Consider the following 26102-nt stretch of genomic DNA (forward strand, 5'->3'; position numbering starts at 1 on the left):
GGTTATTTTTTGGTCTTTTTGGTTGTTTTAGTCGTTTTAGTTGCTGTTTTTCGTGTGGTTTTCTTCGCCGATGCAAAGACATTTTCATCTTGTTCCGTCATCCATTTTTTAACCTCATCTAAACTGATGGTTTTTAGTTCTTCGGCGGTATATTTTTCATTATCAGGCGTTTTGGGGATTTTAAAATTCTTTTTGTTGTATTTAATAAAAGGCCCCCATCTGCCATTTTCAATCGAGATGCCCTCTTCGTCCCATTGTTTGATGTAGCGGTTGGCTTCTTTCTCTAATTTGGCTTCGATCAACTCGTGGATTTCCTCCGAAGAAAGGTTTTCAAAATCGTACTTTTTAGGCACATTAACATAGAGCGTTTTATATTTCAAAAATGGTCCAAAGCGCCCTGTCCCCTTAGTTACAGGCTCGCCACGGAAGGTCGCCACTGGCGCATCGGCTTTTTTCTTTTCGCTGATGAGTTCTTCGGCTCTTTTTTGGTTCACGCTCAGCGGATCTTCGCCTTTTGGAATACTGATGAAGGTATCGCCCCATTTAACATAAGGCCCGAAACGCCCCACGCCCACGGAAACGGGTTTGCCCTCCACTTCTTCCAAATCAAAAGGGATTTTAAACAAATCTAAAGCCTCTTCCAGCGTAATATTGTTGATGTTCTGGTGCGCCATTAGGGAAGCGAAAATTTGGTTTTCATCCTCACTGTCGCCAATCTGCGCCAATGGCCCAAAGCGCCCTATTCTTACCAAAACCACTTTGCCCGTTTTCGGATCTTTACCCAAAATACGCTCGCCGCTGGCACGCTCGGCATTTTCTTGCACATTCTCTATATTATGGTGGAATTTGCCGTAGAAATCCGATAGCATTTCTTTCCACTTTTCGGCGCCGTTGGCAATGTCATCAAAGTCTTGTTCCACTTTGGCGGTAAAACCGTAGTCCAAAATTTCGGCAAAATTTTCGGTGAGGAAATCATTAACCACCATCCCGATATCGGTCGGAACAAATTTGTTTTTATCGCCACCGTAGTTTTCGGTTAATATGGTTTTGTCCAAAGTTTCTGGCGTAAGGGTAATTTTGAGAATTTCCCTTTGCTGAGGCATAATTTCTTTTTTATCCACATACTCTCGGTTTTGGATGGTTTGGATGGTTGGTGCGTAAGTAGATGGTCGCCCAATGCCCAATTCTTCTAACTTTTTAACCAAACCTGCCTCCGTAAACCGAGACGGCGGGCGGCTAAAACGCTCCACAGCGGTTATGGTCTGATAAGTCAGTGACTCATTGTTCTCTACTTTCGGTAGGATTTTGTTGTTTTCCTCTGGCTCCTCATCTTCGTTTTTGTGGATGCCGTACGCTTTTAGAAAGCCCTCAAAAGCAATCACTTCACCGTGAGCTTCAAAGTGGCGAGGCAGCGCTGGGTTGCCTATTTCTATTACGGTTTTTTCTATTTTGGCATCTGCCATTTGGCTGGCTAAAGTCCTTTTATAAATGAGCTGATAGAGCTGGTTGAGCTGGCGGTCTTCTCCGATGGTTTTTCTGCCGAAATCCGTTGGGCGAATGGCCTCGTGGGCTTCTTGTGCGGAGGAAGACTTGGTGGTATAATTTCTTGGTTTAGAGTATTCTTCGCCGAATTCTTTTAAAATTTGATGCTTGGCACCTTCTATCGCCTCTTGGGATAAATTCACGGAATCGGTTCTCATATAAGTGATATACCCTTCCTCATAAAGCCTTTGGGCAACGCGCATCGTGGTAGAAACGCCGTACCCCAAGCGGTTGGAGGCTTCTTGCTGCAGCGTAGAGGTGGTAAATGGCGCCGATGCAGTTCTTTTCCCTGGTTTTTTCTCTACATTGAGGACTTTAAATGCGGTGTTTTGGGCTTGTTTTAAAAAGGCTTCTGCCTCGGTTTCTTGCTCAAAATCTTGTTTTAGTCTTGCCGAAATTTCTTGTTGCTTTTGAGTCAAAAAGAGGGCATCTACTTTATATGAAGATTGGGGTTTAAAGGCTTGGATTTCCTTCTCCCGCTCTACAATTAGCCGCACAGCTACGGACTGCACACGCCCTGCCGAAAGCCCTGGTCGTACTTTTTTCCAAAGGACAGGGGACATTTCAAAGCCGACAATACGGTCCAAAACACGCCGAGCTTGCTGGGCATTGACCAAGTTTTTGTCGATGGTGCGTGGGGTTTCTATGGCTTTAAGGATGGCGTTTTTGGTAATCTCGTGGAACACGATTCGCTTCATCCCGTTTTCTTTGAGTTTCAGCTCTTCGGAAATATGCCACGCAATGGCTTCTCCCTCGCGGTCTTCATCCGATGCCAGCCATACCATATCTACTTTTTTAGCTGCCGCTTTTAGCTCCGCTACTACTTTCTTCTTATCCGCAGACACCTCATAATCAGGGGTAAAAGTTTCCAAATTGATCCCCATTCCTTTTTTTGGTAAATCTCGGATGTGCCCAAAGCTGGATTTTACTTCAAAATCTTTACCCAAATATTTCTGGATGGTTTTAGCTTTGGCAGGCGACTCTACGATGACTAAATTTTTCGGCATACTGTTCTTATTTTTTGCAAAAGTATAAACTTTTTGGTTAAGGGTATTTTTTAATTATGACAAGTGATTATTTATCTTTTCTTTTATAAAGGTAATAATCTTGTCCTATCCCTCTTATTCCATAGACTAAATTGATAGGGTAAGGAGCGCTCTGATGAACTTCTTTAATAGGATAGCTCTTGATCAATTGGTATTCTTGATCAAAGTTTTTCTGTTGCGCCTCTGTCATTTTATATAATTGGTTTTGCCCTGCTTTTTTCCCTATGGTTAATATATAAGTTGGGTGATAGCGGTTGATCAGGTTAATCCATGCTTCATCAAAATTAGAGAGCATCTCTTGGGTCATTTTTTTGTCTACTAAACCAACCTCGTCCCAAGTTTGCAATCGGGTATAGAATGGAATTTTTCCTGCAGGCTCTAATACGATGCTTTCGTTCTTGTTAGCTCCCATCTTTTGGAGATCTCTAACCATCTGCATTCGTTGTGTGTTTTCCATATAACCAATACTCAAAGATTGTAAATACTGGAATGATGCAAAGCCTATGAATACTATAATCAATGCGTATTTTAGTATCTGATTTTTGATGATATATTCTACTAAAAAATAAATCCAAATGGAAGCCATAAACACCCTTGGAAGCCAATAATACCAATCAAAATAGGCTTTTAGGAAAGCAAATATTGTTAACTTAATCGCTGCAAATGCAAATATGGTAACCAAAAGCGCTCTTTTTTCTTTTTTAATCTCACGGCTGTATAATATAAACACCAAAACGCATGTAAGGAATAAATAAATATAAAAAATCGTCATCATCATATTCCCTGCTATTTTCAAATAGCCTCCATAATATGCCAATTGATGAAGAAATACTTTTAAACTAAAACCTGAATGGTCTGGATAGGCTATTTTTTTAGCAACTATCGTATGATTAACAATATCTCCGAAATAATAATAATTAAAACCTAATACACTTATAAGCCCTAACAGACCTCCTAAAAAGAAAAATAAGTTAATTTTTCTCTCAAAAATCAAAATAAATAATCCAAAAATGCCTAAAAAAATAACTGTATCTAACCGTGTCCATATCAAAAGAATAGGAATTAAAAAATAAAATAAATTATTCTTTTTATAAACAGCGCAATGGATAAAAACACTATATAGAAAAAATAAAAGGCCATATTCCATCCCTAATATAGATGCCATAATAGACGGCGGCAATAGGTTCAGTAAAATCACGAATAAAAATACTTTTTCTTTTTTATCAAAAAGCGTTTTCCCGAGTAGGATACTCCCCACACCAAACAATAAACTATTAAAAACAAGAATAGTATAAACAAAAAGATGACCACTCCCCAGAATCCATTGGAAAAATGCGGAAACAAAGACATATAAATGAGTGGTAGAGGCAGAAATAGGTTCGGTTCCATTAAAACCAATCACGCCATAATCCAATAAATTCTGTGCAACATTCCAAGTAATAAAAGAATCTTCTTGAATATGACGGGTTAAAAGAAACGGAATTTTAATTAAAACCGTAATTAAAGCCAAAAAATAATAGGAATTAAAAAAAGTATTTTTTTTGTACATTGTGTATTTTTTTGCAAAAGTAAAGTATTAAAATTATATTTTAACCATAATAATGATACATTTCATATTCAACAAGAAATCTTTCCTCAAAAACACTCTATTTTCTTTTTAATTTCCGTATATTAGCGGACTATTTTAAACAAGATATAAACAGTCTGAAAATGAAGAAGTTTACAGAATACAAAAACCTTGATCTTACCCATATAGCACAAGAAATCGCTCTTTTTTGGAAGGAAAATCAAACCTTCAAAAAATCAGTAGAGCTCCGCGATGGGCAGCCTGAGTATGTTTTCTACGAAGGTCCACCATCTGCCAACGGAATGCCCGGCATACACCATGTGATGGCGCGTGCCCTAAAAGATATTTTTTGTAGATACCAAACCCAAAATGGTAAACAAGTCTTCCGTAAAGCGGGCTGGGATACCCACGGACTTCCCGTAGAATTAGGCGTGGAGAAAGAATTAGGCATCACCAAAGAAGACATCGGCAAAACCATTTCCGTAGAAGACTACAACCAAGCCTGCCGAAATGCCGTGATGAAATACACCGATGTTTGGAACGACCTCACCGAAAAAATCGGCTATTGGGTAGACTTGGAACACCCTTACATTACTTATCAACCCAAATATATGGAAACCGTTTGGTGGTTGCTCAAACAGCTCTACCAGAAAGATTTACTGTATAAAGGCTACACCATTCAGCCGTATTCCCCAAAGGCGGGAACGGGCCTTTCCTCCCACGAGCTCAATCAGCCTGGGACTTATCGAGATGTTTCTGACACCACCATTGTTGCACAGTTTAGGGTAAAACAGCCTTCAGAAAAATTGGCAGAAAAGTTAAGCCGCATCAACGAAGACCTTAGCCAAAACTTGGATATTTTAGCGTGGACCACTACCCCTTGGACGCTCCCTTCCAACACCGCATTAGCCGTTGGCAGAGATATAGAATATGTGGTGGTAAAAACCTTTAACCAGTACACCCATCAGCCTATTAACATCATTTTAGCAAGGGTTTTATTAGAAAAAAACTTCGGGAAGAAATATGTAGAAAGCACCGCAGAAGCCCTCAGCCAGTATCAGCCTGAGGATAAAACCATTCCTTATCAAATTTTGGCAGAACTCACAGGGGAAGATTTGGAAGGCACTTCTTACGAACAGTTGATCCCTTGGTTTAGCCCTGCCGAAAACGCAGACCAAGCCTTCCGAGTGATTTTAGGCGATTTCGTGACCACGGAAGATGGAACAGGGATTGTGCACATCGCTCCGACTTTTGGTGCGGATGATGCCCGTGTAGCCAAAGAAAACGGCATCCCTCCAATGCTCGTTAAAGACAGCCAAGACAATCTGGTACCTTTGGTGGATCTGCAAGGTCGATTTATCCACAGCCCACAAGTACCCGAGGTTTTCAATGGCAAATACATCAAAAATGAATATTATGATGAAGGCACTGCCCCTGAAAAATCTTGGGATGTAGAGATGGCTATTTTCTTAAAAACCGAAAATAAAGCCTTCAAAGTGGAGAAATATGTCCACTCCTACCCGCATTGTTGGCGTACCGACAAGCCTGTGCTCTATTATCCATTAGACTCTTGGTTTGTGAAGATGACCGCCGTAAAAGACCGCTTGGTTGCACTCAACAAAACCATCAATTGGAAACCTAAAGCCACTGGCGAAGGGCGTTTTGCCAACTGGTTAGAAAATGTGAACGACTGGAACCTCTCTCGCTCCAGATATTGGGGTATCCCTTTGCCGATCTGGCGAACTGAGGATTTAAAGGAAGAAAAAATCATCGGTTCTGTGGAGGAATTAATCACAGAGATAGAGCGCGCCATTGCCGCAGGTGTGATGACTGAAAATCCGTTCAAAAACTTCACCATTGGAGATATGTCGGAAGACAACTATGTCCAAATAGACCTTCATAAAAATATCGTGGATCAAATCATCCTTGTGTCTGACTCTGGAAAACCAATGAAACGAGAGTCCGACTTGATTGATGTTTGGTTTGACTCTGGCTCTATGCCATATGCGCAGCTTCATTATCCGTTTGAAAATAAGGAATTGATAGACCAAAGGAAAGCCTTCCCAGCGGATTTCATTGCTGAGGGCGTAGACCAAACCCGAGGCTGGTTCTATACGCTACACGCCATTGCCACTACGGTTTTTGATTCCGTAGCGTATAAAAATGTGGTGTCTAACGGCTTGGTTTTAGATAAAAACGGACAAAAAATGTCTAAGCGGTTGGGCAATGCCGTAGATCCTTTTGAAACTTTAGCAAAATACGGCCCTGATGCCACGCGCTGGTATATGATTGCCAATGCCAACCCTTGGGAAAACCTTAAATTTGACCTTGATGGCATTGATGAAGTCCGCAGAAAATTCTTCGGTACTTTGTATAATACCTATTCGTTTTTTGCACTCTATGCCAATGTAGATGGCTTTGCTTACCAAGAAGCAGAAGTGAAAAATCGCCCTGAGATAGACCGCTGGATCCTCTCAGAACTCCATATTTTAATTAAAGAAGTTAAGGCGTTTTACGAAGACTATGAACCGACCAAAGTAGCGAGAGCCATCAATACTTTTGTCAATGACAACCTAAGTAACTGGTATGTAAGACTTTGCCGAAGAAGATTCTGGAAAGGAGACTACACCGAGGACAAAATTTCTGCCTACCAAACGCTCTACACTTGTTTGGAAACCGTAGCGAAATTAGCCGCACCTATTGCGCCGTTCTTTATGGATAAGCTCTACCAAGACCTTAACCAAGCCACACAAAAGGAAACCGCTAACAGTGTACACCTCACAGATTTCCCTGTGGCAGATGAGACGCTCATCGACCAAGATTTGGTGCAAAAAACACACCTTGCCCAGCAAATTACCTCTATGGTATTCTCGCTGAGAAAGAAGGAAAACATCAAGGTGAGACAGCCGCTACAAAAAGTGATGATTCCTGTTTTGGATAAGAAAACAGGCGAACAAATTAGCGCCGTGGCAGACCTCATCAAACAAGAAGTGAATGTGAAGGAGCTCCAGCTCATCAATGCCGAGGAAGCTGCACACCTGATCATCAAACAGGTGAAACCGAACTTTAAAGCCTTAGGCCCTAAACTCGGTAAAGAGATGAAAACCATTGCGGCAGAAATTGCAGCTTTTGACCAAGAGAACATCGCGATTTTAGAAAAAGAAAGCCAAATCCAAGTGGGTGGCTACACCATTACGCTGGATGATGTGGAAATCAGTACCAAAGATATCCCCGGGTGGACCGTAGCCAGCGAGGGCAAACTGACCGTGGCATTAGATTTGATAATCAACAACGTGCTAAAATCTGAAGGCATCGCGAGGGAATTTATCAACAGGGTGCAGAATCTTAGAAAAGATAAAGGCTTTGAGTTGACAGACAAAATCCGTATCCAACTGGATCAAAATAGCCCTTTCCTTGCGGATTTACTCAAAAATGAGGCCTATATCTCCGCAGAGGTGCTCTCTGAAAATATAGAGGTGGTGGAAGATTTTACCCCTTCTGATGAGATTGAAATTGAGGAAGTAAAATTTGGGGTTCATATTATTAAATTATAACCCTTGTGAACATAAAAACATAAAAAGATGGAACAAGAAAGACAACGCTACAGTGATGCTGATTTGCAAGAATTTAAGGCACTCATAGAGCAAAAAATAGAAAAAGCGGAAAAAGATTTAGCTCTCATTCGGCAGAATTTCATCAATGACCAAAATAACGGCACTGATGATACCTCACCTACCTTTAAAGCCTTTGAAGAAGGCGCCGAAACGCTTAGCAAAGAGCAAAACGCCATTTTGGCTGGGCGACAGGAGAAATTTATCCGTGATTTAAAAAATGCCCTCATCCGCATTCAGAATAAAACCTATGGCATCTGCCGCGTAACGGGTAATTTAATTGACAAAGAGCGCCTAAAAGCCGTGCCACACGCCACGCTGAGCATAGAAGCCAAAAATAAACAACGATAATTTTTTTCTTTCTACAATGGCGCTGTCTGTTGTAGAAAGATTTTTTATTCACGAAGTGTTCTGAATCTAAACCATGAAAAAAATAGCATTCATCACCATTTTGGTGTTATTAATAGACCAATTTTCTAAAATATACATAAAAACCCATTTTGAACTCAATGAATCTGCAGTGCTGATCCCAGGGGTAAAACTGACCTTTGTAGAAAACCCAGGAATGGCGTATGGCTTCCAGTTTGGAGGACTTATTGGCAAATATTTCTTGGTTTTTACGCGCATTGTCCTCATTGGGTTTATGGTTTATATCTTCAATAAATGGCTGAAAGAAGGGCGAAACTCCAACTACCTCATCATCCCTATGGCGATGATTTTTGCGGGCGCCATTGGCAATTTAATTGATGGGATGTTCTACGGAATGATTTTTGACACAGGGACAGTCTTTGATGAAAGCGTGGGCAGGTGGATTGGCTATGATGGCATTTCTCAGTTTTCATCTTTTGGACACGGCTATTCTCATTTTATGAAAGGCTGCGTGGTAGATATGTTCCATTTTGATTGGATAGACTGGTGGGTTCCAGAGAATTGGCCCTTGATAGGTGGCACGCATTTGCAGTTTTTCAAGTATATTTTTAATGTGGCAGATGCCGCCATTACCGTGGGCGTTACCGTGCTCTTTATCTTCAGAAAAAAGGCATTCCCTAACGGTTTAGAGTTTTAAACGATGATGAAGTAGCTTCATCTATATTAGAACTTTCAAAAAATTTTTATGAATTTAAAATCATTTTTTAGTATCGTGTTCATCGCTTTTGGGCTTGGTTTTTCTAATGCCCAAGTAGCCGTACACCCTATGTTAAAAGTCGGTTATCAGTACCAAAATTCTAACTTCGGCGAGGTGGGCGGCACACTTCTATTTCTCAAAAATGATGATGCCCTATACCGCCTCGGAGGGAGCGTATTATTAGGGAGTGCTAACGGCAATATGCAAGCGCTACCCAAACTACAAGCCGATATTTTGCTCAATTCCCAAAAGGGCAAAAGCCTCCGCCACGCTTATTATTATCTGCTGGGTGCCGAAGCCAGCCCTAAGCACATTGCGCCGAAAGTTGGCATTAGCCTCTTTGGGATTTTAGATTTTACGGGCGGTTATGCCTTCCAGATATCTGATAAAACCCTGAATGGCAAAGCCCTACACGGCATCCAGATGAACCTTACCCTCCACATTCCGTTGGTGGTATTTAAGAAATAAAACTTAATTTTGAAGTTTAAAAAATCCGCTATGCACAACATCCAAGCTATACGCCAGCAATTCCCTATCCTTAATAGAGAAATCAACGGTCAGCCTTTGGTCTATTTAGACAATGCTGCCACTTCTCAAAAACCCATTTCCGTTTTAGAAACCTGCGAGTATTACTATAAAGAACTCAATGCGAATGTCCACCGCGGCATCCACACCTTGAGCCAACTCGCGACCGAGGCAATGGAAGAAGCTCGGCAGAAAGTGCAACACTTCATCAACGCTCCACACGATTATGAAGTGATCTTTACCAAAGGGACTACAGAAGGCATCAATTTGGTGGCGTATGCCCTAACTTCTATGCTAAAAGCTGGGGACGAAATCATCATTTCCTACTTAGAGCACCATTCTAACATTGTCCCTTGGCAGATGCTTTGCGAGAGAACCGGTGCTAAACTAAGGGTCATCCCAATAGATGATCAAGGCATCCTTCAAACCGATGTTTTAGAGCATTGGCTTTCTGAAAAAACCAAATTGGTAGCGGTGAACCAAGTTTCTAACGCCTTGGGAATCATCAACCCCATTGAAACCATCATCAAGAAAACCAGAGCACTCTCTAATGCGTGGGTGTTGATTGATGGTGCGCAGTCTGTACCTCATTTTAAAATTGATGTGCAAGAGATGGATTGTGATTTTTTCGTGTTCTCTGGGCACAAAATGTACGCCCCTATGGGCACAGGAATTCTCTATGGCAAAGCCCATATTTTAGAGCAACTAAGCCCTTTTCACGGCGGTGGCGAGATGATTGCTACTTGCTCTTTTGATGGCACCAGCTACGCTGGTTTGCCCTTCAAGTTTGAAGCTGGAACGCCCAATGTAGGCGGCAATATCGCCTTGGGTGCTGCAATTGATTTTATGCTCAGCATTGGTCACGATACTCTTCAAAAACACGAAAAAGCCCTGATAGACTACGCACAGCAACAACTCAAAACCATTGATGGACTTCAGATTTATGGCGAAAAAGCACCGCGTGTGGGGGCAATTTCTTTTAATTTGGAAGGCATAGGCATTGCGTCTGATGTGGGAATGATTTTAGACAAAATGGGCATTGCCGTGCGCACAGGACACCATTGCACACAGCCTATTATGGCATATTTTGGTATTGCAGGGACCGTAAGAGCCAGCTTTGCCATCTATAACACTTTTGAAGAAATAGACCGCCTAACCGAAGGGATTAGAAAAGTACAAAGAATGCTCGGCTAAAAACTTTAAGACTAAAATCAAGCATTTATCATTTTGATTTTAAATGATTTATAAAAAAGAAAGCCTTTGTACTGGGTTTTCAATATTTTTTTCTCAATAATCTTATGCCTATTTTTGGGGCAGAAAATTGAATTATACTGATGTCTGATATCATTAAACTATTACCCGATTTTGTTGCCAACCAAATAGCTGCTGGAGAGGTGGTGCAGCGCCCTGCATCCGTGGTTAAAGAATTATTAGAAAACGCCATAGATGCCAAAGCCACCAAGATAGAGCTCATCGTGAGAGATGCTGGCAAAAACTTAATCCAAGTGGTGGATAATGGTATCGGTATGTCTGAAACCGACGCTCGGATGGCATTTGAAAGGCACGCCACCTCTAAAATATACAGCACGGAGGATATTTTTAAAATCTCCACCAAAGGGTTCCGCGGCGAGGCACTGGCATCTATAGCCGCTGTGGCGCAAGTGGAGCTCAAAACCAAGCAAGAACAAAACGCCATAGGCACCAATATTTATATAGAAGGCGGCGAGCTTCAGTTTCAAGAAGCCATACAAACCGCCGATGGCTCCAGCCTTTCCGTGAAAAATCTATTCTACAATGTGCCTGCCAGAAGGAAATTCCTTAAATCTGACAATGTAGAATTTAGGCATATCATTGATGAATTCCACCGCGTGGCACTGGCGCACGAGGAAATAGAATTCTCGCTTTTCCACAATGATGAGGAAATTTTTAAACTCAGAAAAGGTGGGCTCCTCCAGCGGATTGTGGAGATTTTTGGCAGGAAAATACAGCCATTGCTCATTCCTATAAAAGAAGATACCGATTGGATCAAACTCCACGGCTATGTCGCCAAACCCGAAGGCGCCAAAAGAACCCGCGGCGAGCAATTTTTCTTCGTGAATGGGCGTTTTTTCCGTAGTCCTTACCTCAACAAAGCCGTTCAGGAAGCCTTTGAAGGCTTGTTGCAGCACGGCTATACGCCTTCGTTTTTTCTCTATTTAGAGATAGACCCTGAGCGCATTGATGTGAACATCCACCCACAAAAAACAGAGGTTAAATTTGAAGATGAAGCCTTGATTTTTGCCCTTATTCGGTCTACGGTTAAGCGGTCTTTGGGGGTTTACAACATCGCACCGAGTTTAGATTTTGACAAAGATGAACGCTATAATCCATTGCTCAACCTCCAAAAGCGAAATTATGAAAATGCCCACCAGAAGAGCTCCAGCGTACCTCCGATGATCCAAGTCAATCGGGATTATAACCCCTTTAAACAAGAAGTGGTCAGCCTTGCCGAAGCCCAAGCGATGATGGAAATCCACCAACAGAACATCACGGCGGCAGAGCCTTCTAAAATCAACCTTTTTGAAGATGAAGAGTTTGATGAAGACCTGATGCGCCTGCCCAACGGCTACTGGCTCTACAACCAAGGTGAGGAAACGTTTATGCTGGATTTAGGGCGAATGCATAGCCTGATCATCAGCCAGAAGCAAAAGCCTAAAACCCAAGATGCGGTTGGGCAGAAGTTGCTATTTTCTGTGGAATACCTACTCAACGAGGTTGAGAAAAACAAATACCGCAGCATCAAAAAATATCTGCCTCAACTGGGCTTTGAAATGGAACTGGGTGATGACCATGTGCTCCGCATCCACGCCATTCCTCAGGAGTTTAAGGAAACCCAAATCCATAGTTTTATGGAGAAACTTTTTGAGATTTTGGAGTATAAAACGGAGGAAGATTTTATGGCGTATTACCAAAGCCAATGGGTTAAAATCAATGCTAAATCTCGCTTTGATTTTTTCTATAAAACTGAGGTTGAAGACCTCATCAAAGCCTTTTCAGAATTAGGTTTTCCAGAATATACCCCTGCGGGGAAAAAGTGCTATATCCGCCTCCCATTAGAGGAACTTAAAAATAAAATTAAAAATTAAAACAATGTTTCAGAATATCCCACCCATCACGCGCAACCTTATCATTATCAATGTATTGGTATTTTTAGTCGCAGAATATCTACTACCACCGCAGGTTGATAACCTTTTGGCAGCTTATTTCCCACTATCGCCTAATTTTAGGTCGTGGCAGATTGTCACCCATATGTTTATGCACGGCGGTTTTACCCACTTGCTTTTCAATATGATAGGGCTGTGGAGCTTTGGTCCTGTGCTGGAGCGTGTTTTAGGCGAGAAGAAGTATATCATCCTCTATTTTCTGAGTGGATTGGGGGCGTTTATCATCTTTAACCTTTGGAATTATTACAACTATTATGAACTCACCAATGCGCTACAAGCCCAAGGTGCCGATTTAGCCCTACTCTTCCGAAATTCAGATTTAAGCCACCTGCGTTTGGACACTTCTGGGGAGGCTTTGGAGTTTCAAAAATTCTTAATTACGCCTATGGTAGGGGCTTCGGGGGCACTTTTTGGTGTGCTGGCAGCTTTTACCGTGTTGTTCCCAGATGCCAAATTGATATTCCTGTTTATCCCGTTCCCTATCAAGGCTAAGATCCTCTTCCCTATCTTTATCATCGGTTCTCTTTATTTAGGGTTAAGCCAAAGGGAAGGCGATAATGTGGCGCACTTCGCTCACTTAGGTGGGGCGTTAGTCGGTTATATTTTAGTGCAATTATGGCGGAAAAATCAGTTTAGAATACAATAATCAGAGATGTTTATCCTCCGAAATCTCATCTTGATTGGGCATCTTATTTTGGTGCTCCTCATCTATGCCACATCGCTGAATGCGGTGGTACCCCCGAGGTTTTTACCAGAGCTGAACCTCCTTGCGTTGGCGTTTCCCTTTATGGTGGTGGCGCATCTCTTGCTATGTTTATTTTGGCTTTTCAAATGGCGAAAAAGAGGGCTTTTGTTCCTATTGTCTTCGGTACTGATGATCACACCGATTAGGCGGTGGGTCAATTATTCCCCTCAGCAAAAAGTGGCAAGTTCCGCTTATAAAATCCTTAGTTTTAATATTAAAAACGGAGCACAAGGCACACTCAATATCAAAAATTTTATTGATGACCAAGACCCTGATGTGGTGATTTTACAAGAATCTGTGGCGTATAGGGAGAAGCAAGAGCGACTGCCCTACCGAGATAAAATAGACCTTCTCACTTTTTATAGCAAAACGCCAATTCTACGCTCTGGGCGGATTTTGGAGCACGAAGATAACGGCTATGCCGCGTATATAGACACCCAAATTAACCACCAAACGGTGCGCATCATCAATATTTATTTGAAGCCTTTTGAGCTTAATAAAGCTATGGTCAAACCAAGTAAAAATTTGGATATTACTGAGGAAAAAGCCAAAGGATTACTCAAGCGGTTTATCCCCGTGTTCAAAGCCCACCAGAACCAAGTGGAGCAAATCCGAAAGGCGGTAGAAACCTCGCCATACCCTGTGATTTTAGGCGGCGATTTTAACGCTGTACCCAATTCTTACGAATATTACCACCTCACGGCGGCACCGCTTCAGGATAGTTTTTTAGCGCAGGGCAACGGCTTGGGGACTTCTTTCCACGATTATAAAATCCCTATTCGGATTGATTATTTGCTATTTTCGCCAAAGTTTGAAATTCAGCATTTTGATACGGATAGAAGTCGCCAGATCTCTGACCACTACCCCATTATCGCTACTTTTCAATTGAAATAACAAGCACTTACCCAAAGGCTGGATAAGTGCTTGTTTATGCTCTATAAAAGCTGATGTTATTTATTCATAGACATCAGGAATTCCTCGTTATTGAGGGTGCCTTTCATATGTTTTTGTACGAATTCCATAGCTTCCACAGGGTTCATATCAGAGAGGTATTTTCTGAGAATCCACATCCGCTGTTGGGTGAGTTCATCGTGGAGAATATCATCTCTTCTGGTGCTGGATGCCACCAAATCTACCGCTGGGAATATACGGCGGTTAGCGATTTTTCTATCTAACACCAATTCCATATTTCCTGTTCCTTTAAATTCTTCAAAGATCACCTCATCCATTTTAGAACCTGTGTCTATCAGCGCCGTTGCGATAATGGTCAGTGAGCCACCGCCTTCTATCTTCCTTGCGGCACCAAAGAACCTTTTAGGTCTGTGCAAAGCGTTGGCGTCTACCCCACCCGATAGGATTTTCCCTGAAGCTGGCGTTACCGTGTTGTAAGCTCTTGCCAAACGCGTGATGGAGTCTAATAAAATCACCACATCGTGGCCACATTCTACCATTCTTTGGGCTTTGGAGAGGACTAAATTTGCGACTTTAACATGCTTTTCCGCCGACTCATCAAAGGTGGAAGCGATCACTTCTGCATTCACGCTTCTCTGCATATCGGTTACCTCCTCTGGGCGTTCATCAATCAAGAGAATCATCATATAGGCCTCTGGGTGGTTGGCAGAAATAGAGTTGGCAATTTCTTTGAGGAGCATGGTTTTACCTGTTTTCGGCTGGGCGACAATCATAGCACGCTGCCCTTTGCCTATCGGCGCAAATAAATCCACCACACGGGTTGCCAAAGTGGCGTTCTCCCCCGCGAGGTTAAACTTCTCTTGCGGAAATAGCGGCGTTAAATGCTCAAATGCCACACGGTCTTTGATGAAACTCAAATCTCTGCCATTAACCTCTAACGGCTTCTGTAGCGAGAAATATTTTTCGCCCTCTTTGGGGAGCCTCACATAGCCTTTTACGGTATCTCCTGTTTTCAGCCCGTAGTTTCTAATCTGGTTGGTAGACACATACACATCATCTGGCGAAGAGATGTAGTTGAAGTCCGCGGAACGCAAAAAGCCGTAGTTGTCTGGTAAAATTTCTAAAACGCCCTCTATGGTAACCACTTGGTCAAAGTTAAAGGTCTTCTCTGGTGTGGTTTCCTCCTTTTTAGTTGGCGTTCGTTCGGTTTTATTGCGCTGATGGTTAGGGGTTTCCGCTGAATTTTCTTTGGTAGAAGCCTCGGGCTGAGGTACGGTTGGTGTGTCGGTTTTCTTTTTGGTGCGGCGGCGTGGGGTTTTCTTGGTTGATGCCTCCTCTGTTGTAGAGGGTTTTGGAGTGCTCTCTTCCGCCGTTTCTGGTTGTGGCGCTTCTGCTTTCTCTTGTGGTGCAGATGGCGCTTCTGGGGTGGTTGTGGTGGTATTTTTAGCCTCTTGTGGTGCCGTTTTTTTCCTTCTCCCTGGTGTTTTTCTTTCTTTGGTCTCGGGTTGAGGTGTCTCTACTTTGGCTTCGGCAGGCATTTCTATTTTTTGAGAACTCAAATAATCTTTAATGTTCTGGGGGTTGGTGGCTTGGAAATCCAAAATGGCATAAATTTTATCCTTAGTGGTGCTGCCTCTTTTGGTTTTTATTCCTAAATCCTTAGTAATTTGAGTAATATCCGCTGAGGATTTAGACTCAAGGTTTTCAAAATCAAACATATAATGTTTTTTCTATAAATGAATTAAGTACTGTTTTTGGTAAAATGATTTAAAAGACACATCAGGAAATGATGGCTTTATAATAAAAGTTAATACTGCAAATCTACACTATTTTTCGGAAATACGAAAAAATATTAGTACTTTTGCCCTTAAAATTTCTTAGATGCTACAAAGAATACAAACCGTATGGCTGTTTTTGGCTCTATTAAGCGCTGTGTTTCTCTCGATCAGTGGGGGAGATGTGGAAGTTTTTAATCTGGGCAACCTCCCTATTTTAGCGGGTTGTGCGGTGCTTATCGCTCTAAACCTCTTGAGCATTCTAAGCTATAAATATAGAAAAAGACAAATCCTACTGAACCAAATCAGTATGGTGATAAACGCTTTGTTGATTGGTTTACTGGTTTACTGGCTACTCAACCTACCCGGAGGAATTGCTATTCCTGAGAAGGGTATTGAGCCGCTATTTCCGTCTATTGCGGTGGTGTGTTTGCTTATTGCAAATGTCTATATCCGCAGGGACGACAGGCTTGTAAAATCTGTAGACAGACTTCGGTAAACATACAACGATTTATTTTGAGTGAAAACCAGTTTTATCAATGATAGAGCTGGTTTTTTATTTTATCCTTTAAGCCTAAATCTCTATTACAAATCTATTCTATACCACTCCAATTTAGATTATTTTAATTACTTTTGTGGCTTAATTTCGTGTTAATGAAACCGCTAAAAAGAATTCTTAATTTTGCGAAACCTCATCAAAAATACCTCTGGGGGGAGTATGGTTTTCAATATTCTATACTCTGTATTGCAGATTTTTTTCTGTGCTCTCTATGCTCCCTGTGCTCAGGATTATTTTGAATTTAGACCGTGTAGATACTACCCAAAAACCGAGTTATGATGGGCATATCAGTAATTATTTCGGTTATTTAAAAGATTTGCTCTACTATAAAATTCAGGTTTATAACGAGGTCTATGGTGGCGTTACCGTACTGGCGTGGCTGTGCATCATTACCGCTATAGCCTTTCTACTCAGAAATTTATTCCGATACTTGGGGGCTTACCTCTTGGTTAACTATAGGGTAGGGATTACCAAAGACCTGCGGACAGCGCTCTACCACAAGTTTCTAAAACTCCCTGTGGCTTTCTTTACGGAGCAACGCCGTGGAGATATGATGTCCCGAATTTCTAACGATGTAGGTGCGGTGGAAGGTGGCATTATGGGCGCTTTGGTAGACCTGATCAACGCTCCTTTTATGATCATCTTTTCTTTGGTGATGCTCTTTCTCTTAGATGCCCAACTGACCTTATTTTCACTGATTGTTTTTCCACTGATGGGCTGGCTGATTTCGTGGATAGGGAAGAGCCTCAAAAGACAAGCCCACTATGCGCAGTCCGAGTTGGGGAACCTCTTTTCCTTAGTAGATGAAACACTCAAATCTTCTAAAATCATTAAAATTTTTAATGCTGATAAAATCCTTGAAAACCGTTTTGATACCACCACCAACCTTTGGAAAAAACACAGCATCGCGATGAGCCGCAGAAGGGAGTTAGCGTCTCCTATGAGCGAGTTTTTAGGCTCGGTGACGATGCTCCTTATCACTTGGTTTTCAGGCGTTAGCGTTATCAATGGTACCAATAGCGACCCGATTACCTTCCTCGGTTTTTTAGGTATTTTCTACCAAATATTAGCCCCAGCCAAACAACTGTCTAACGCGATATCCTCCATCCAAGGCGGTATGGCGAGTTTAGAGCGCGTGTCGGAGGTTTTAGATTATAATTTAAAGGTGCAAGAAGTTGCCCATCCTATCCACATTAGCGCTTTGGAGCGAGACATCAGATTTGAAGATATTAGTTTCCATTATAATGCAGACCACCTGATTTTAGACCACTTTTCTATGGTGCTTCCTAAGGGCAAAACTGTAGCGCTGGTGGGACAATCGGGGAGTGGTAAAACTACGGTTGCCAACCTTTTAGCGCGTTTTTATGATGTGAATGCTGGCAGCATCAAAGTCGATGGAACCGACATCCGAGAGCTTCATATTAACGACTACCGCCATCTTTTGGGTATGGTTACTCAAGAATCGGTGCTGTTTAATGATAGCATCTACAACAACATCCTGATGGGAAAACCTGATGCCACAGAAGCGGAGGTTATCGCAGCGGCTAAAATAGCCAATGCCCACCAGTTTATCGAGCACTTCCCTGAGGGCTACCATACCAATATTGGCGATGATGGCAGCAAGCTTTCAGGTGGGCAGAAACAGCGGATTTCCATCGCAAGGGCGGTGCTTAAAAATCCACCAATTATGATTTTAGATGAAGCTACCTCTGCGCTGGATACCGAGAGCGAAAAACTGGTGCAAGATGCTTTGGATAAGATGATGGAGAACCGCACTTCCCTCATCATTGCCCACCGCCTCTCCACCATACAGAAGGCAGACCACATCATCGTGATGGAAAAAGGCAAAGTGGTGGAAGAAGGTAACCACCAACAGCTCATCGCTAAAAATGGCGTTTATAAAAAACTGGTAGAACTTCAGAATTTTGATTAAAACCCTCAACCTCAGCCACGGCACACCGCCACCGCTGGGGTTTATTTTTGATTTTTTTAACCCTTAAATCTGCGCTAAAGTACATAAAAATATAGCCTTAAAAACTTTTAAATAATCAAATTAAAGGCTACTTTTGCAGAAGAATATTTTAAAATTATGGCGAAACAAGAAGACGATTTTAAGAAAGTGGTATCCCACGCTAAAGAGTACGGATTTATCTTCCCATCAAGTGAAATTTATGACGGACTTTCTGCCGTTTATGATTATGGACAGAATGGGGTAGAGCTCAAAAATAACATCAAACAATATTGGTGGAAAGCAATGACCCAACTTAACGAAAACATAGTGGGCATAGATTCTGCCATCCTGATGCACCCCACCACTTGGAAGGCGTCTGGGCATGTGGATGCGTTTAACGACCCACTCATCGATAATAAAGATTCTAAAAAAAGGTTCCGTGCAGATGTCTTGATAGAGGATTATTGTGCCAAATTAGAGGATAAAGTTCAGAAAGAAATCCAAAAAGCCAAGAAGAAATTTGGTGATGATTTTGATGAAAATCAGTTTGTTAGCACCAACCCAAGAGTGGTAGGCTATAGAGAAAAGCAAAAAAACATCCTTTCCAGAATGGCGCAATCTCTGGAGCGTAATGACTTGGCAGATGTGAAAGCTCTCATAGAAGAGTTGGAAATTGCAGACCCAGATACTGGCTCTAAAAACTGGACCGAGGTGAGACAATTCAACCTGATGTTTGGCACCAAATTAGGCGCTTCCGCAGACCACGCTATGGACCTCTACCTAAGGCCAGAAACAGCACAGGGGATTTTTGTAAACTTCCTTAATGTTCAGAAAACTTCCAGACACAAGCTGCCGTTTGGTATCGCCCAAATAGGAAAAGCCTTCCGAAATGAAATTGTGGCAAGGCAGTTTGTCTTCCGTATGCGAGAGTTTGAACAGATGGAAATGCAGTTTTTTGTACCCCCAGGCACCGAGCTCGGCTTCTATGAAGAATGGAAACAGAAAAGGCTCAACTGGCACTTAGCACTCGGTTTAGGCACGGAAAATTACCGTTTCCACGACCACGAAAAGTTGGCGCACTATGCCAATGCCGCTGCCGATATAGAGTTTAAATTCCCATTCGGGTTTAAAGAGTTAGAAGGGATCCATTCCAGAACGGATTTTGACCTCTCTGCCCACGAGCAACATTCGGGGAGAAAACTCCAATATTTTGACCCTGAGCGCGGCGAAAGCTATGTGCCGTATGTGGTGGAAACTTCCGTAGGTTTAGACCGCTTATTCCTCGCTATTTTCTCTAATAGCCTAAAAGAGGAAACCTTAGAAGATGGCTCTACCAGAACGGTTTTGTCCTTGCCACCAGCATTAGCTCCAGTAAAAGCCGCCATACTACCCTTGGTGAAAAAAGATGGCTTGCCAGAGTTTGCAGAGAAAATATTCAATGATTTGAAGTATGATTTTAACATCATCTTTGAAGAAAAAGACAGCATCGGTAAGCGTTACAGAAGGCAAGATGCCATAGGAACGCCGTTCTGCATTACCGTAGACCACGATTCTCTCACAGATTTTACAGTAACGCTAAGGGAAAGAGATACGATGAAGCAAGAACGCGTGCCGATAGAAAATCTTAGAAAAATTATAGAAGATAAAGTTGGATTTAGACACCTATTAGCCAAGATATAAAGAAATGAAAAGGAATATATTAACCTTGCTGAGTTCCTTATTGTTTATCCTTAGCTCCGCTCAAACTCAAGATTTATATCAGTTAGCTAACGGGAAATATCAAGGTTTTAATGCGATTTTCGACCAAGATGATAATCTCTACGGCTATGTTGCCATCTACAGCTATGATGCCTCCAAAGAGAAGCGTACCAAGAAATTTGAGTATGTGATCTTAGACAAAAATCTAAACCCTGTAGCCAATAAGGAATTTGAGGGTGATATAACCACGGAAAGTTATTTTGGCTTTTTAGATTTTAGAAAAAACCTGATTTTATCGCCTTATGTAGATGAATATGCCGTAAAGCCGAAAGAGTTTTTTTACCCTCGTTCTATGGTGGTTAATCTGAAAGATAATACCATAAAAACCAAGACTTATTACGACTATAAAGATGGGGTTTTTACGGAAATACCAAAGCCTAAAACGGAAAAAGAGGAAGAAAAAGAAAGAAAAAAAGAGAAGAGAACAAACGGCTATATCTACCATTCTTACATCTATGAAATAAAAGAAGGTGGCTACCTCATCTCTGAATTTGATGAGTACAAGGATTATGTGAAGAATAACAGCATCATTAGGTTTGATGAAAACAAAAAGGAACTCTGGCGCTACCGATACAACACCAACGGAGATAAAAAGAACCAAGAATGGATTAAAATTTTAGATAAAAATGACAAATATATCTACCTTTTTGTTAGCGAAACACATAAAAAAGAGAAGAAATTTTATCTGAAAGTTTTAGACATTAAAACGGGAAAAATCATCAGTGATCAACCTGTTGATGGGCAAATTTCTAAAATTATAGAATATTTAGGCAGAACCAATCGCTTGGGTAAAAAATCCTTTGAGGATAAAACCATTTACATCCTCCCTAATATCTCCGAAGATGATCAGCACATCGGCTATGTAAAGGCGACTTTGGACAAGAAAAACTTTAATATAGACTTCAAACCTCTGTCGTTTTTAGCGTTTAAAAATAGCCTTCCGAACATCAATGCTAATGGAAAATTAGAAAAAGGCTACTACCTCTTGGCCAGAGATTTTTTCTTCTTGAAAGATGGTAGCGTGGGCATTTTATTTGAAAAATATAAAGAACCCGAATATTTTAGTGCAGCCAAAACAACGGATATGGTGTATGTGTTTACCAATCCAGATTTTAGCGTAAAGGGCGTCAAAGTGCTTGAAAAAGAGAAAACTGTACACTATGTAGATTCGGATTATCTCTTCTACCAATACCTTAACCAAGGGAAAGATGTCGTTTTTTTCTATAGAGATTTACAAAAAGATAAAACCACACGGGAGAAAGATTGGAAACTCTTTATCAATACGCTTATTAAAGGGAATTTTAAACAAGAAGTGATCCCTATTTCTGAGAAGGACAACTATTTTATGGTGCCTTATGTGGCTAAAGAGGGCTACATCCTCCTCAGGGAGTATAACGAAAAGGAAAAATACAACAAAATACGGTTAGAAAGACTGAACTACTAACATAAAACGGCTTGAGAAATTCAAGCCGTTTTTTATCAATTACGATTTTTTGGTGTAATAATCCCTAATGGTTTTAATGTCTTCCAAACTAAGGTTCCACATAAAATTGAGAAATTTACGATAGCTTTCACTTTGATTTTTGGGATCCACTCTATCCACATATCGGTTTAGGGTATAGTTCTTCCGAGCATCGTATATTTTGGTAAAAAATTTCCCCAACCAATCGTGGTATAGAGCTTGGCTAACTTTATCATTTTTAGTACTTTGGAGCAAGTGCATACACGCATATACCCCCACACCATAATCTTCGGAATGGTAGTAATTAGAGAGGAAATTTTTCTTGGCTTCCGTCTGTAGCGCCTTGTATTCTTTGGTAGGAAGCTGCGGTTTTTCGGTCTTTTTGAGCTCGCTAAATTCTTTCTTTAAATGGTTTATTCTATCAGTCATTTCAGGGTGCGTAGAGAGGGAATCTTTGCTCAGTTTTTCCTTATAAAAGTTATAATTATATAGGGAAAAATCTTCCTCTTTCAGCCAAGCTTCTTTAAAGGCTAAATTGGGGAGGTTGTAGAGTTTTTTATAAGTTTCCAATTGAAGTGCTTTGGGAGAAATAGAATCAAATTCTTGTAAAACCCGTAGCGCATTGATGGTTTCTGCCTTGTGGTATTTTGTATTCTTAAAAAAGGTATAGCCCAAAGAATCTGCCTCTATCTCGGTTTTTCGTTTCTCTTTTCCGCGGGCATAGATTTGAGATTTAATGAGGTTAAACGCCTTTTGGCTTTTGTTAGAACTCTCCTCAGATTTTATTTTTTTAGATAAACTTTTGGTCTGTTCTCTATCTTCCAATTTCTTTAGAAAGTACTTGGTAGAGTGGTTTAGAGCCTTGTGAGCAATTTCGTGGCTTAGGATCGCTGCCACTTGGTCTTCATTATCCATCCAATTGAATAACCCCATATTAACTACAAAAGTGCCATCTGGCATACAGAACGCATTGGGCGTGTTATCCTTCGCGATAAGGAGCATTAAAGGCGTATCTGACAGCGTTGGGTTAGCCACTTTTATTTGATTTAAAATCTGGTTGGTATAGGCATTAAACGGAGTATTAAAAACAAAATCTTCATCATCAATACTGTGTTTTAAATCCTCGTAATAGGTTTTGTAAAATTGGCTCAGTGCCTTGTCTTTTTTCCCAGAATAGTCGGTTTTTATTTGCTTTAATAACTGAAGATGTTGTTGCTCTAACTGCGTTAAAAACGCTTTTTTGTCGTAAGCATCTTGGGCGGAAACCCAGTTGAGCATAAAACCAAAAATCAATAATAAAGAAAGTACTCTTATTTTCATTATGTTATATTTTTACAAAAATACTTCTTTATCGGCAAATATCATCTGTTGGTATTACAAAAATTACGATAAAGCCATATCTCAAAACTATGGCGTTAGTTTTCAACAAAGTTTATTTTAGCCAACTCATCAATAACCTGATAATGAGTATAATAATAAAAACCTAAATTCCACAGTATTTTGTGAATATCCCCTCATCATTCTGTGGAAAACTATTGGAAACTATCCCTTTTATATCTCAATTATTTTTCCCAATACCGAATGAAGTCAGATTAAAAAAATATTTTTTCAAAATTTTAAAAGTCAATTTCAGCCCTTTTATCCCAAACTCAACTATCCATAATTTACGCCGATTCTACTTATCCATAATTGTGAATAAATATGGTAAAAAATAGAGTATCAAGGCGTTAAAATGGGGATAAAGTGTAGAGAATAGACCAGCCTTCTGTGGTAAATTTAGCCCTAAAAACTTATCCCCATTTCCACAGCACCATACAACATTCAACCATTTCTTTTTATTATAATTGATTTAAAACTTAAAATGATGAAGATGAATGTTGGCTTGGCGGAAATTGTGGAATCTTTCTAAAAAAATATAGGGCTTTTGCCAAACATAAATCTTAACTTTGTCAAACTCAAAAATAAGAATAATCATCACTTCAATTTAATAAAACAAAGAAATGAAAACAATCAAAGATTTTAATTTCAAAGACAAAAAAGCATTAGTAAGAGTAGACTTTAATGTTCCACAGAATGAGGCGTTAGAAGTTACAGATAATACCCGAATTGTGGCGGCTAAACCTACGGTGGACAAGATATTAGAAGATGGCGGTTCGGTGATTATTTTGACCCATTTGGGGCGTCCTAAGGGGCAAGCCGTAGACAAATTCTCTCTAAAACATATCTTGCCAGAGGTAGAAAAAGTCTTGGGCAGAACGGTTAAATTCTGCGCAGAAACAGTAGGGGAGGAGGCTAAAAAAATGACTTCTGAACTGAAAGCTGGCGAGGTTTTATTATTGGAAAATTTACGCTTTAACGAAGGCGAGGAGAAAGGAGATGCTGCCTTTGCGCAACAAATAGCCGAAATGGGTGATGTTTATGTGAATGACGCCTTTGGTACTGCTCACAGAGCCCACGCTTGTACTTCTACTATTGCCGACTTTTTCCCATCTACTAAATTTTTCGGTTTATTGATGGAGAAAGAACTCCAAGCGATAGATAAAGTGCTCAGATCTGGCGAAAGACCTATTACTGCTATTTTAGGTGGTTCTAAAGTTTCTACCAAAATAACGATTATAGAAAATATACTACCTGCTATTGATAATTTGATTATAGGCGGTGGTATGGCATTCACTTTTATTAAAGCTCAGGGTGGACATATTGGTAATTCTTTAGTGGAAGAAGATAAGATGGATTTGGCTTTAGAAATTTTAGAAAAGGCTAAAAATCAGAATGTTAAAGTTTATCTTCCTGTAGATGTTATCGCCGCTGATGCATTTAGTAATGATGCTAAAACTGTGGAAGTGAACGCAGATGAAATTCCTGAAGGTTATATGGGCTTAGATGTGGGCGTAAGAACCCGTGAAATCAATAACGATGTGATTATGAACTCTAAAACTATCCTTTGGAACGGACCTTTGGGCGTGTTTGAAATGTCTAACTTTGCTGAAGGAACTAAATCTTTAGGTGATAGCATTGCAGAGGCGACCAAATTAGGTGCTTTTTCGTTAGTTGGCGGCGGCGATAGTGTGGCTTTTGTGAAGCAATTTGGCTATGCAGATAAAGTTTCTTATGTATCTACAGGCGGTGGCGCTATGTTGGAATCTTTGGAAGGTTTGGAGTTGCCAGGTGTGGCTGCAATTAACAAATAAAATTTTTACTTTGATAATAAAAACCTCTTCTATTTTTAGGAGGGGTTATTTTTTATTAAATTCATCTTGGGCTTAAATTTTTTCTTTTGACAAAAAATGAGAAATGATTTATTCCCAGTAATTTTTTTATCGTACAATCATAATTGATTTTTTGTTTCTAAAAAATCAAGATAAGCCTTTAGATTTAAAAAATAGAAAAAATATAATTTTTATCCGATAGAGTGCAAAAAATGACTTTCATAAACCTATCAAAAATTGGATATCTATTTTTTTTCGATACAATATATCAAACTTGAAAATTCACCCGTTTTTGAGGCTTTAAAATTAGAAATCGCACCGTGGAGCCCTCCAAAAAGCCAAAAAAGAGGATTTTTTTTGTATTTTTCACTCAGCATTGCAATATAAAAAGAATCGAGGAGGAGCGGCGCTATTTTTTTAATTTCTAAATTTTCCTGTGTCATTAGAGTAGCCATTCCCTCTTTTGAAAAATGAAAAATATGCCGAGGCACATCATAAGCTGCCCAAAAGTTTTGATATTTTTGGGCATCGTAAGAGCGGTAATTCGGAACGGCAATAATCAACCGTCCGTTAGGTTTTAACTTTTGCTTAAATTGATTGAGAATTTCACGCTGATTTTCAATATGCTCAAAAACATGCCACAGCGTAATGATGTCTAAACTTTCGTTTTTAATCTCATCTAAATTATTGATAAAAATGGTAGATTTAGATTTTTGTTGGGCTCTGGCTCTGGCGGTGAGGTTGGGTTCGTAGCCAAAAGTGGTATAATCATCTTCTATAGATTTGATAAACTCCCCAGCGCCGCAACCATAATCCAAAACACGGATATCAGAACTTTGGTTGGGTTTATTTTCTTTTACGATTTTAGCCTTATAGTTGAGGTTAAATTTCTGAATCCATTTGTAGATTTTTTCTTTTAAACTTCCGCTATCTTGGTGGTGCGAAATATATTTTTTGCTATCATAATATTTCTCAATATTTTGAGGGATAGGGTAGGTTTTTAGGATGCCTTTAATTTCGGTTTCCCTAATTTCAAACGATTCTTGGGTTAGAAAATAATCCGTTACTTTCATAGATTTTCACTTCTAAATGGCTAAATGTTTCACGTGAA

18 protein-coding genes are annotated in these 26102 nt (G+C 40.4%); 13 read left to right on the forward strand and 5 right to left on the reverse strand.

The features are described from left to right. Positions 1-2: 2 nt before the first annotated feature. Positions 3-2549: a type I DNA topoisomerase gene (topA, locus tag NYR17_RS00600; RefSeq protein WP_302505597.1), complete on the reverse strand. Its 2547-nt coding sequence runs from the start codon at positions 2547-2549 to the stop codon at positions 3-5. Between the two features lie 67 nt (positions 2550-2616). Beyond that, positions 2617-4137: a hypothetical protein gene (locus tag NYR17_RS00605; RefSeq protein WP_302505598.1), complete on the reverse strand. Its 1521-nt coding sequence runs from the start codon at positions 4135-4137 to the stop codon at positions 2617-2619. 161 nt (positions 4138-4298) lie between these two features. On the opposite strand from NYR17_RS00605, the gene ileS reads away from it, so the two are divergent. The 8 genes from ileS (at position 4299) to NYR17_RS00645 (ending at position 14259) form a co-directional block, all read left to right on the forward strand. Continuing rightward, positions 4299-7709, forward strand: a complete 3411-nt coding sequence (gene ileS / locus NYR17_RS00610; RefSeq protein ID WP_302505599.1) for an isoleucine--tRNA ligase — start codon at positions 4299-4301, stop codon at positions 7707-7709. Positions 7710-7736: 27 nt separating this feature from the next. Beyond that, complete coding sequence (locus tag NYR17_RS00615) at positions 7737-8117, forward strand: TraR/DksA family transcriptional regulator (RefSeq protein WP_302505600.1); 381 nt, start codon at positions 7737-7739, stop codon at positions 8115-8117. 73 nt (positions 8118-8190) lie between these two features. After that, positions 8191-8832: a lipoprotein signal peptidase gene (locus tag NYR17_RS00620; RefSeq protein ID WP_302505601.1), complete on the forward strand. Its 642-nt coding sequence runs from the start codon at positions 8191-8193 to the stop codon at positions 8830-8832. A gap of 48 nt (positions 8833-8880) precedes the next feature. Then, positions 8881-9360, forward strand: a complete 480-nt coding sequence (locus tag NYR17_RS00625; protein ID WP_302505602.1) for a hypothetical protein — start codon at positions 8881-8883, stop codon at positions 9358-9360. 30 nt (positions 9361-9390) lie between these two features. Continuing rightward, positions 9391-10611 (forward strand): aminotransferase class V-fold PLP-dependent enzyme, encoded by a 1221-nt coding sequence (locus NYR17_RS00630; RefSeq protein ID WP_302505603.1) that lies wholly within the window; start codon positions 9391-9393, stop codon positions 10609-10611. 140 nt (positions 10612-10751) lie between these two features. Further along, positions 10752-12542, forward strand: a complete 1791-nt coding sequence (mutL, locus tag NYR17_RS00635) for a DNA mismatch repair endonuclease MutL (protein ID WP_302505604.1) — start codon at positions 10752-10754, stop codon at positions 12540-12542. Positions 12543-12546: 4 nt separating this feature from the next. Continuing rightward, positions 12547-13266, forward strand: a complete 720-nt coding sequence (locus NYR17_RS00640; RefSeq protein ID WP_302505605.1) for a rhomboid family intramembrane serine protease — start codon at positions 12547-12549, stop codon at positions 13264-13266. Between the two features lie 6 nt (positions 13267-13272). Then, positions 13273-14259 carry an endonuclease/exonuclease/phosphatase family protein gene (locus NYR17_RS00645; protein ID WP_302505606.1) on the forward strand — a complete coding sequence of 329 codons (987 nt, stop codon included), beginning with the start codon at positions 13273-13275 and terminating at the stop codon, positions 14257-14259. Between the two features lie 56 nt (positions 14260-14315). Here the strand turns inward: NYR17_RS00645 and rho are convergent, their stop codons facing one another. Continuing rightward, a complete protein-coding gene (gene rho / locus NYR17_RS00650; protein WP_302505607.1) occupies positions 14316-15995 on the reverse strand; it encodes a transcription termination factor Rho in 1680 nt (559 codons plus the stop codon). A gap of 163 nt (positions 15996-16158) precedes the next feature. On the opposite strand from rho, the gene NYR17_RS00655 reads away from it, so the two are divergent. The 4 genes from NYR17_RS00655 (at position 16159) to NYR17_RS00670 (ending at position 21764) form a co-directional block, all read left to right on the forward strand. Further along, on the forward strand, positions 16159-16551 hold the full coding sequence (locus NYR17_RS00655; RefSeq protein ID WP_302505608.1) for a DUF4293 family protein: 393 nt from the start codon (positions 16159-16161) through the stop codon (positions 16549-16551). 271 nt (positions 16552-16822) lie between these two features. Beyond that, complete coding sequence (locus NYR17_RS00660) at positions 16823-18544, forward strand: ABC transporter ATP-binding protein (RefSeq protein ID WP_302505609.1); 1722 nt, start codon at positions 16823-16825, stop codon at positions 18542-18544. A 156-nt stretch (positions 18545-18700) separates the two neighbouring features. Further along, a complete protein-coding gene (locus NYR17_RS00665; RefSeq protein WP_302505610.1) occupies positions 18701-20242 on the forward strand; it encodes a glycine--tRNA ligase in 1542 nt (513 codons plus the stop codon). A 4-nt stretch (positions 20243-20246) separates the two neighbouring features. Continuing rightward, positions 20247-21764, forward strand: a complete 1518-nt coding sequence (locus NYR17_RS00670; protein WP_302505611.1) for a hypothetical protein — start codon at positions 20247-20249, stop codon at positions 21762-21764. 39 nt (positions 21765-21803) lie between these two features. Here the strand turns inward: NYR17_RS00670 and NYR17_RS00675 are convergent, their stop codons facing one another. Then, positions 21804-23102 carry a M48 family metallopeptidase gene (locus tag NYR17_RS00675; RefSeq protein WP_302505612.1) on the reverse strand — a complete coding sequence of 433 codons (1299 nt, stop codon included), beginning with the start codon at positions 23100-23102 and terminating at the stop codon, positions 21804-21806. A gap of 680 nt (positions 23103-23782) precedes the next feature. Between NYR17_RS00675 and NYR17_RS00680 the strand changes: the two genes are divergently transcribed. Beyond that, complete coding sequence (locus tag NYR17_RS00680; protein ID WP_302505613.1) at positions 23783-24973, forward strand: phosphoglycerate kinase; 1191 nt, start codon at positions 23783-23785, stop codon at positions 24971-24973. Between the two features lie 263 nt (positions 24974-25236). On the opposite strand, the gene NYR17_RS00685 is transcribed toward NYR17_RS00680, so the two are convergent. After that, a complete protein-coding gene (locus NYR17_RS00685) occupies positions 25237-26064 on the reverse strand; it encodes a class I SAM-dependent methyltransferase (protein WP_302505614.1) in 828 nt (275 codons plus the stop codon). Between the last annotated feature and the right edge of the window lie 38 nt (positions 26065-26102).

The sequence above is a fragment of the Riemerella columbina genome (assembly GCF_030517065.1).
Classification (GTDB): Bacteria; Bacteroidota; Bacteroidia; order Flavobacteriales; family Weeksellaceae; genus Riemerella; species Riemerella columbina_A.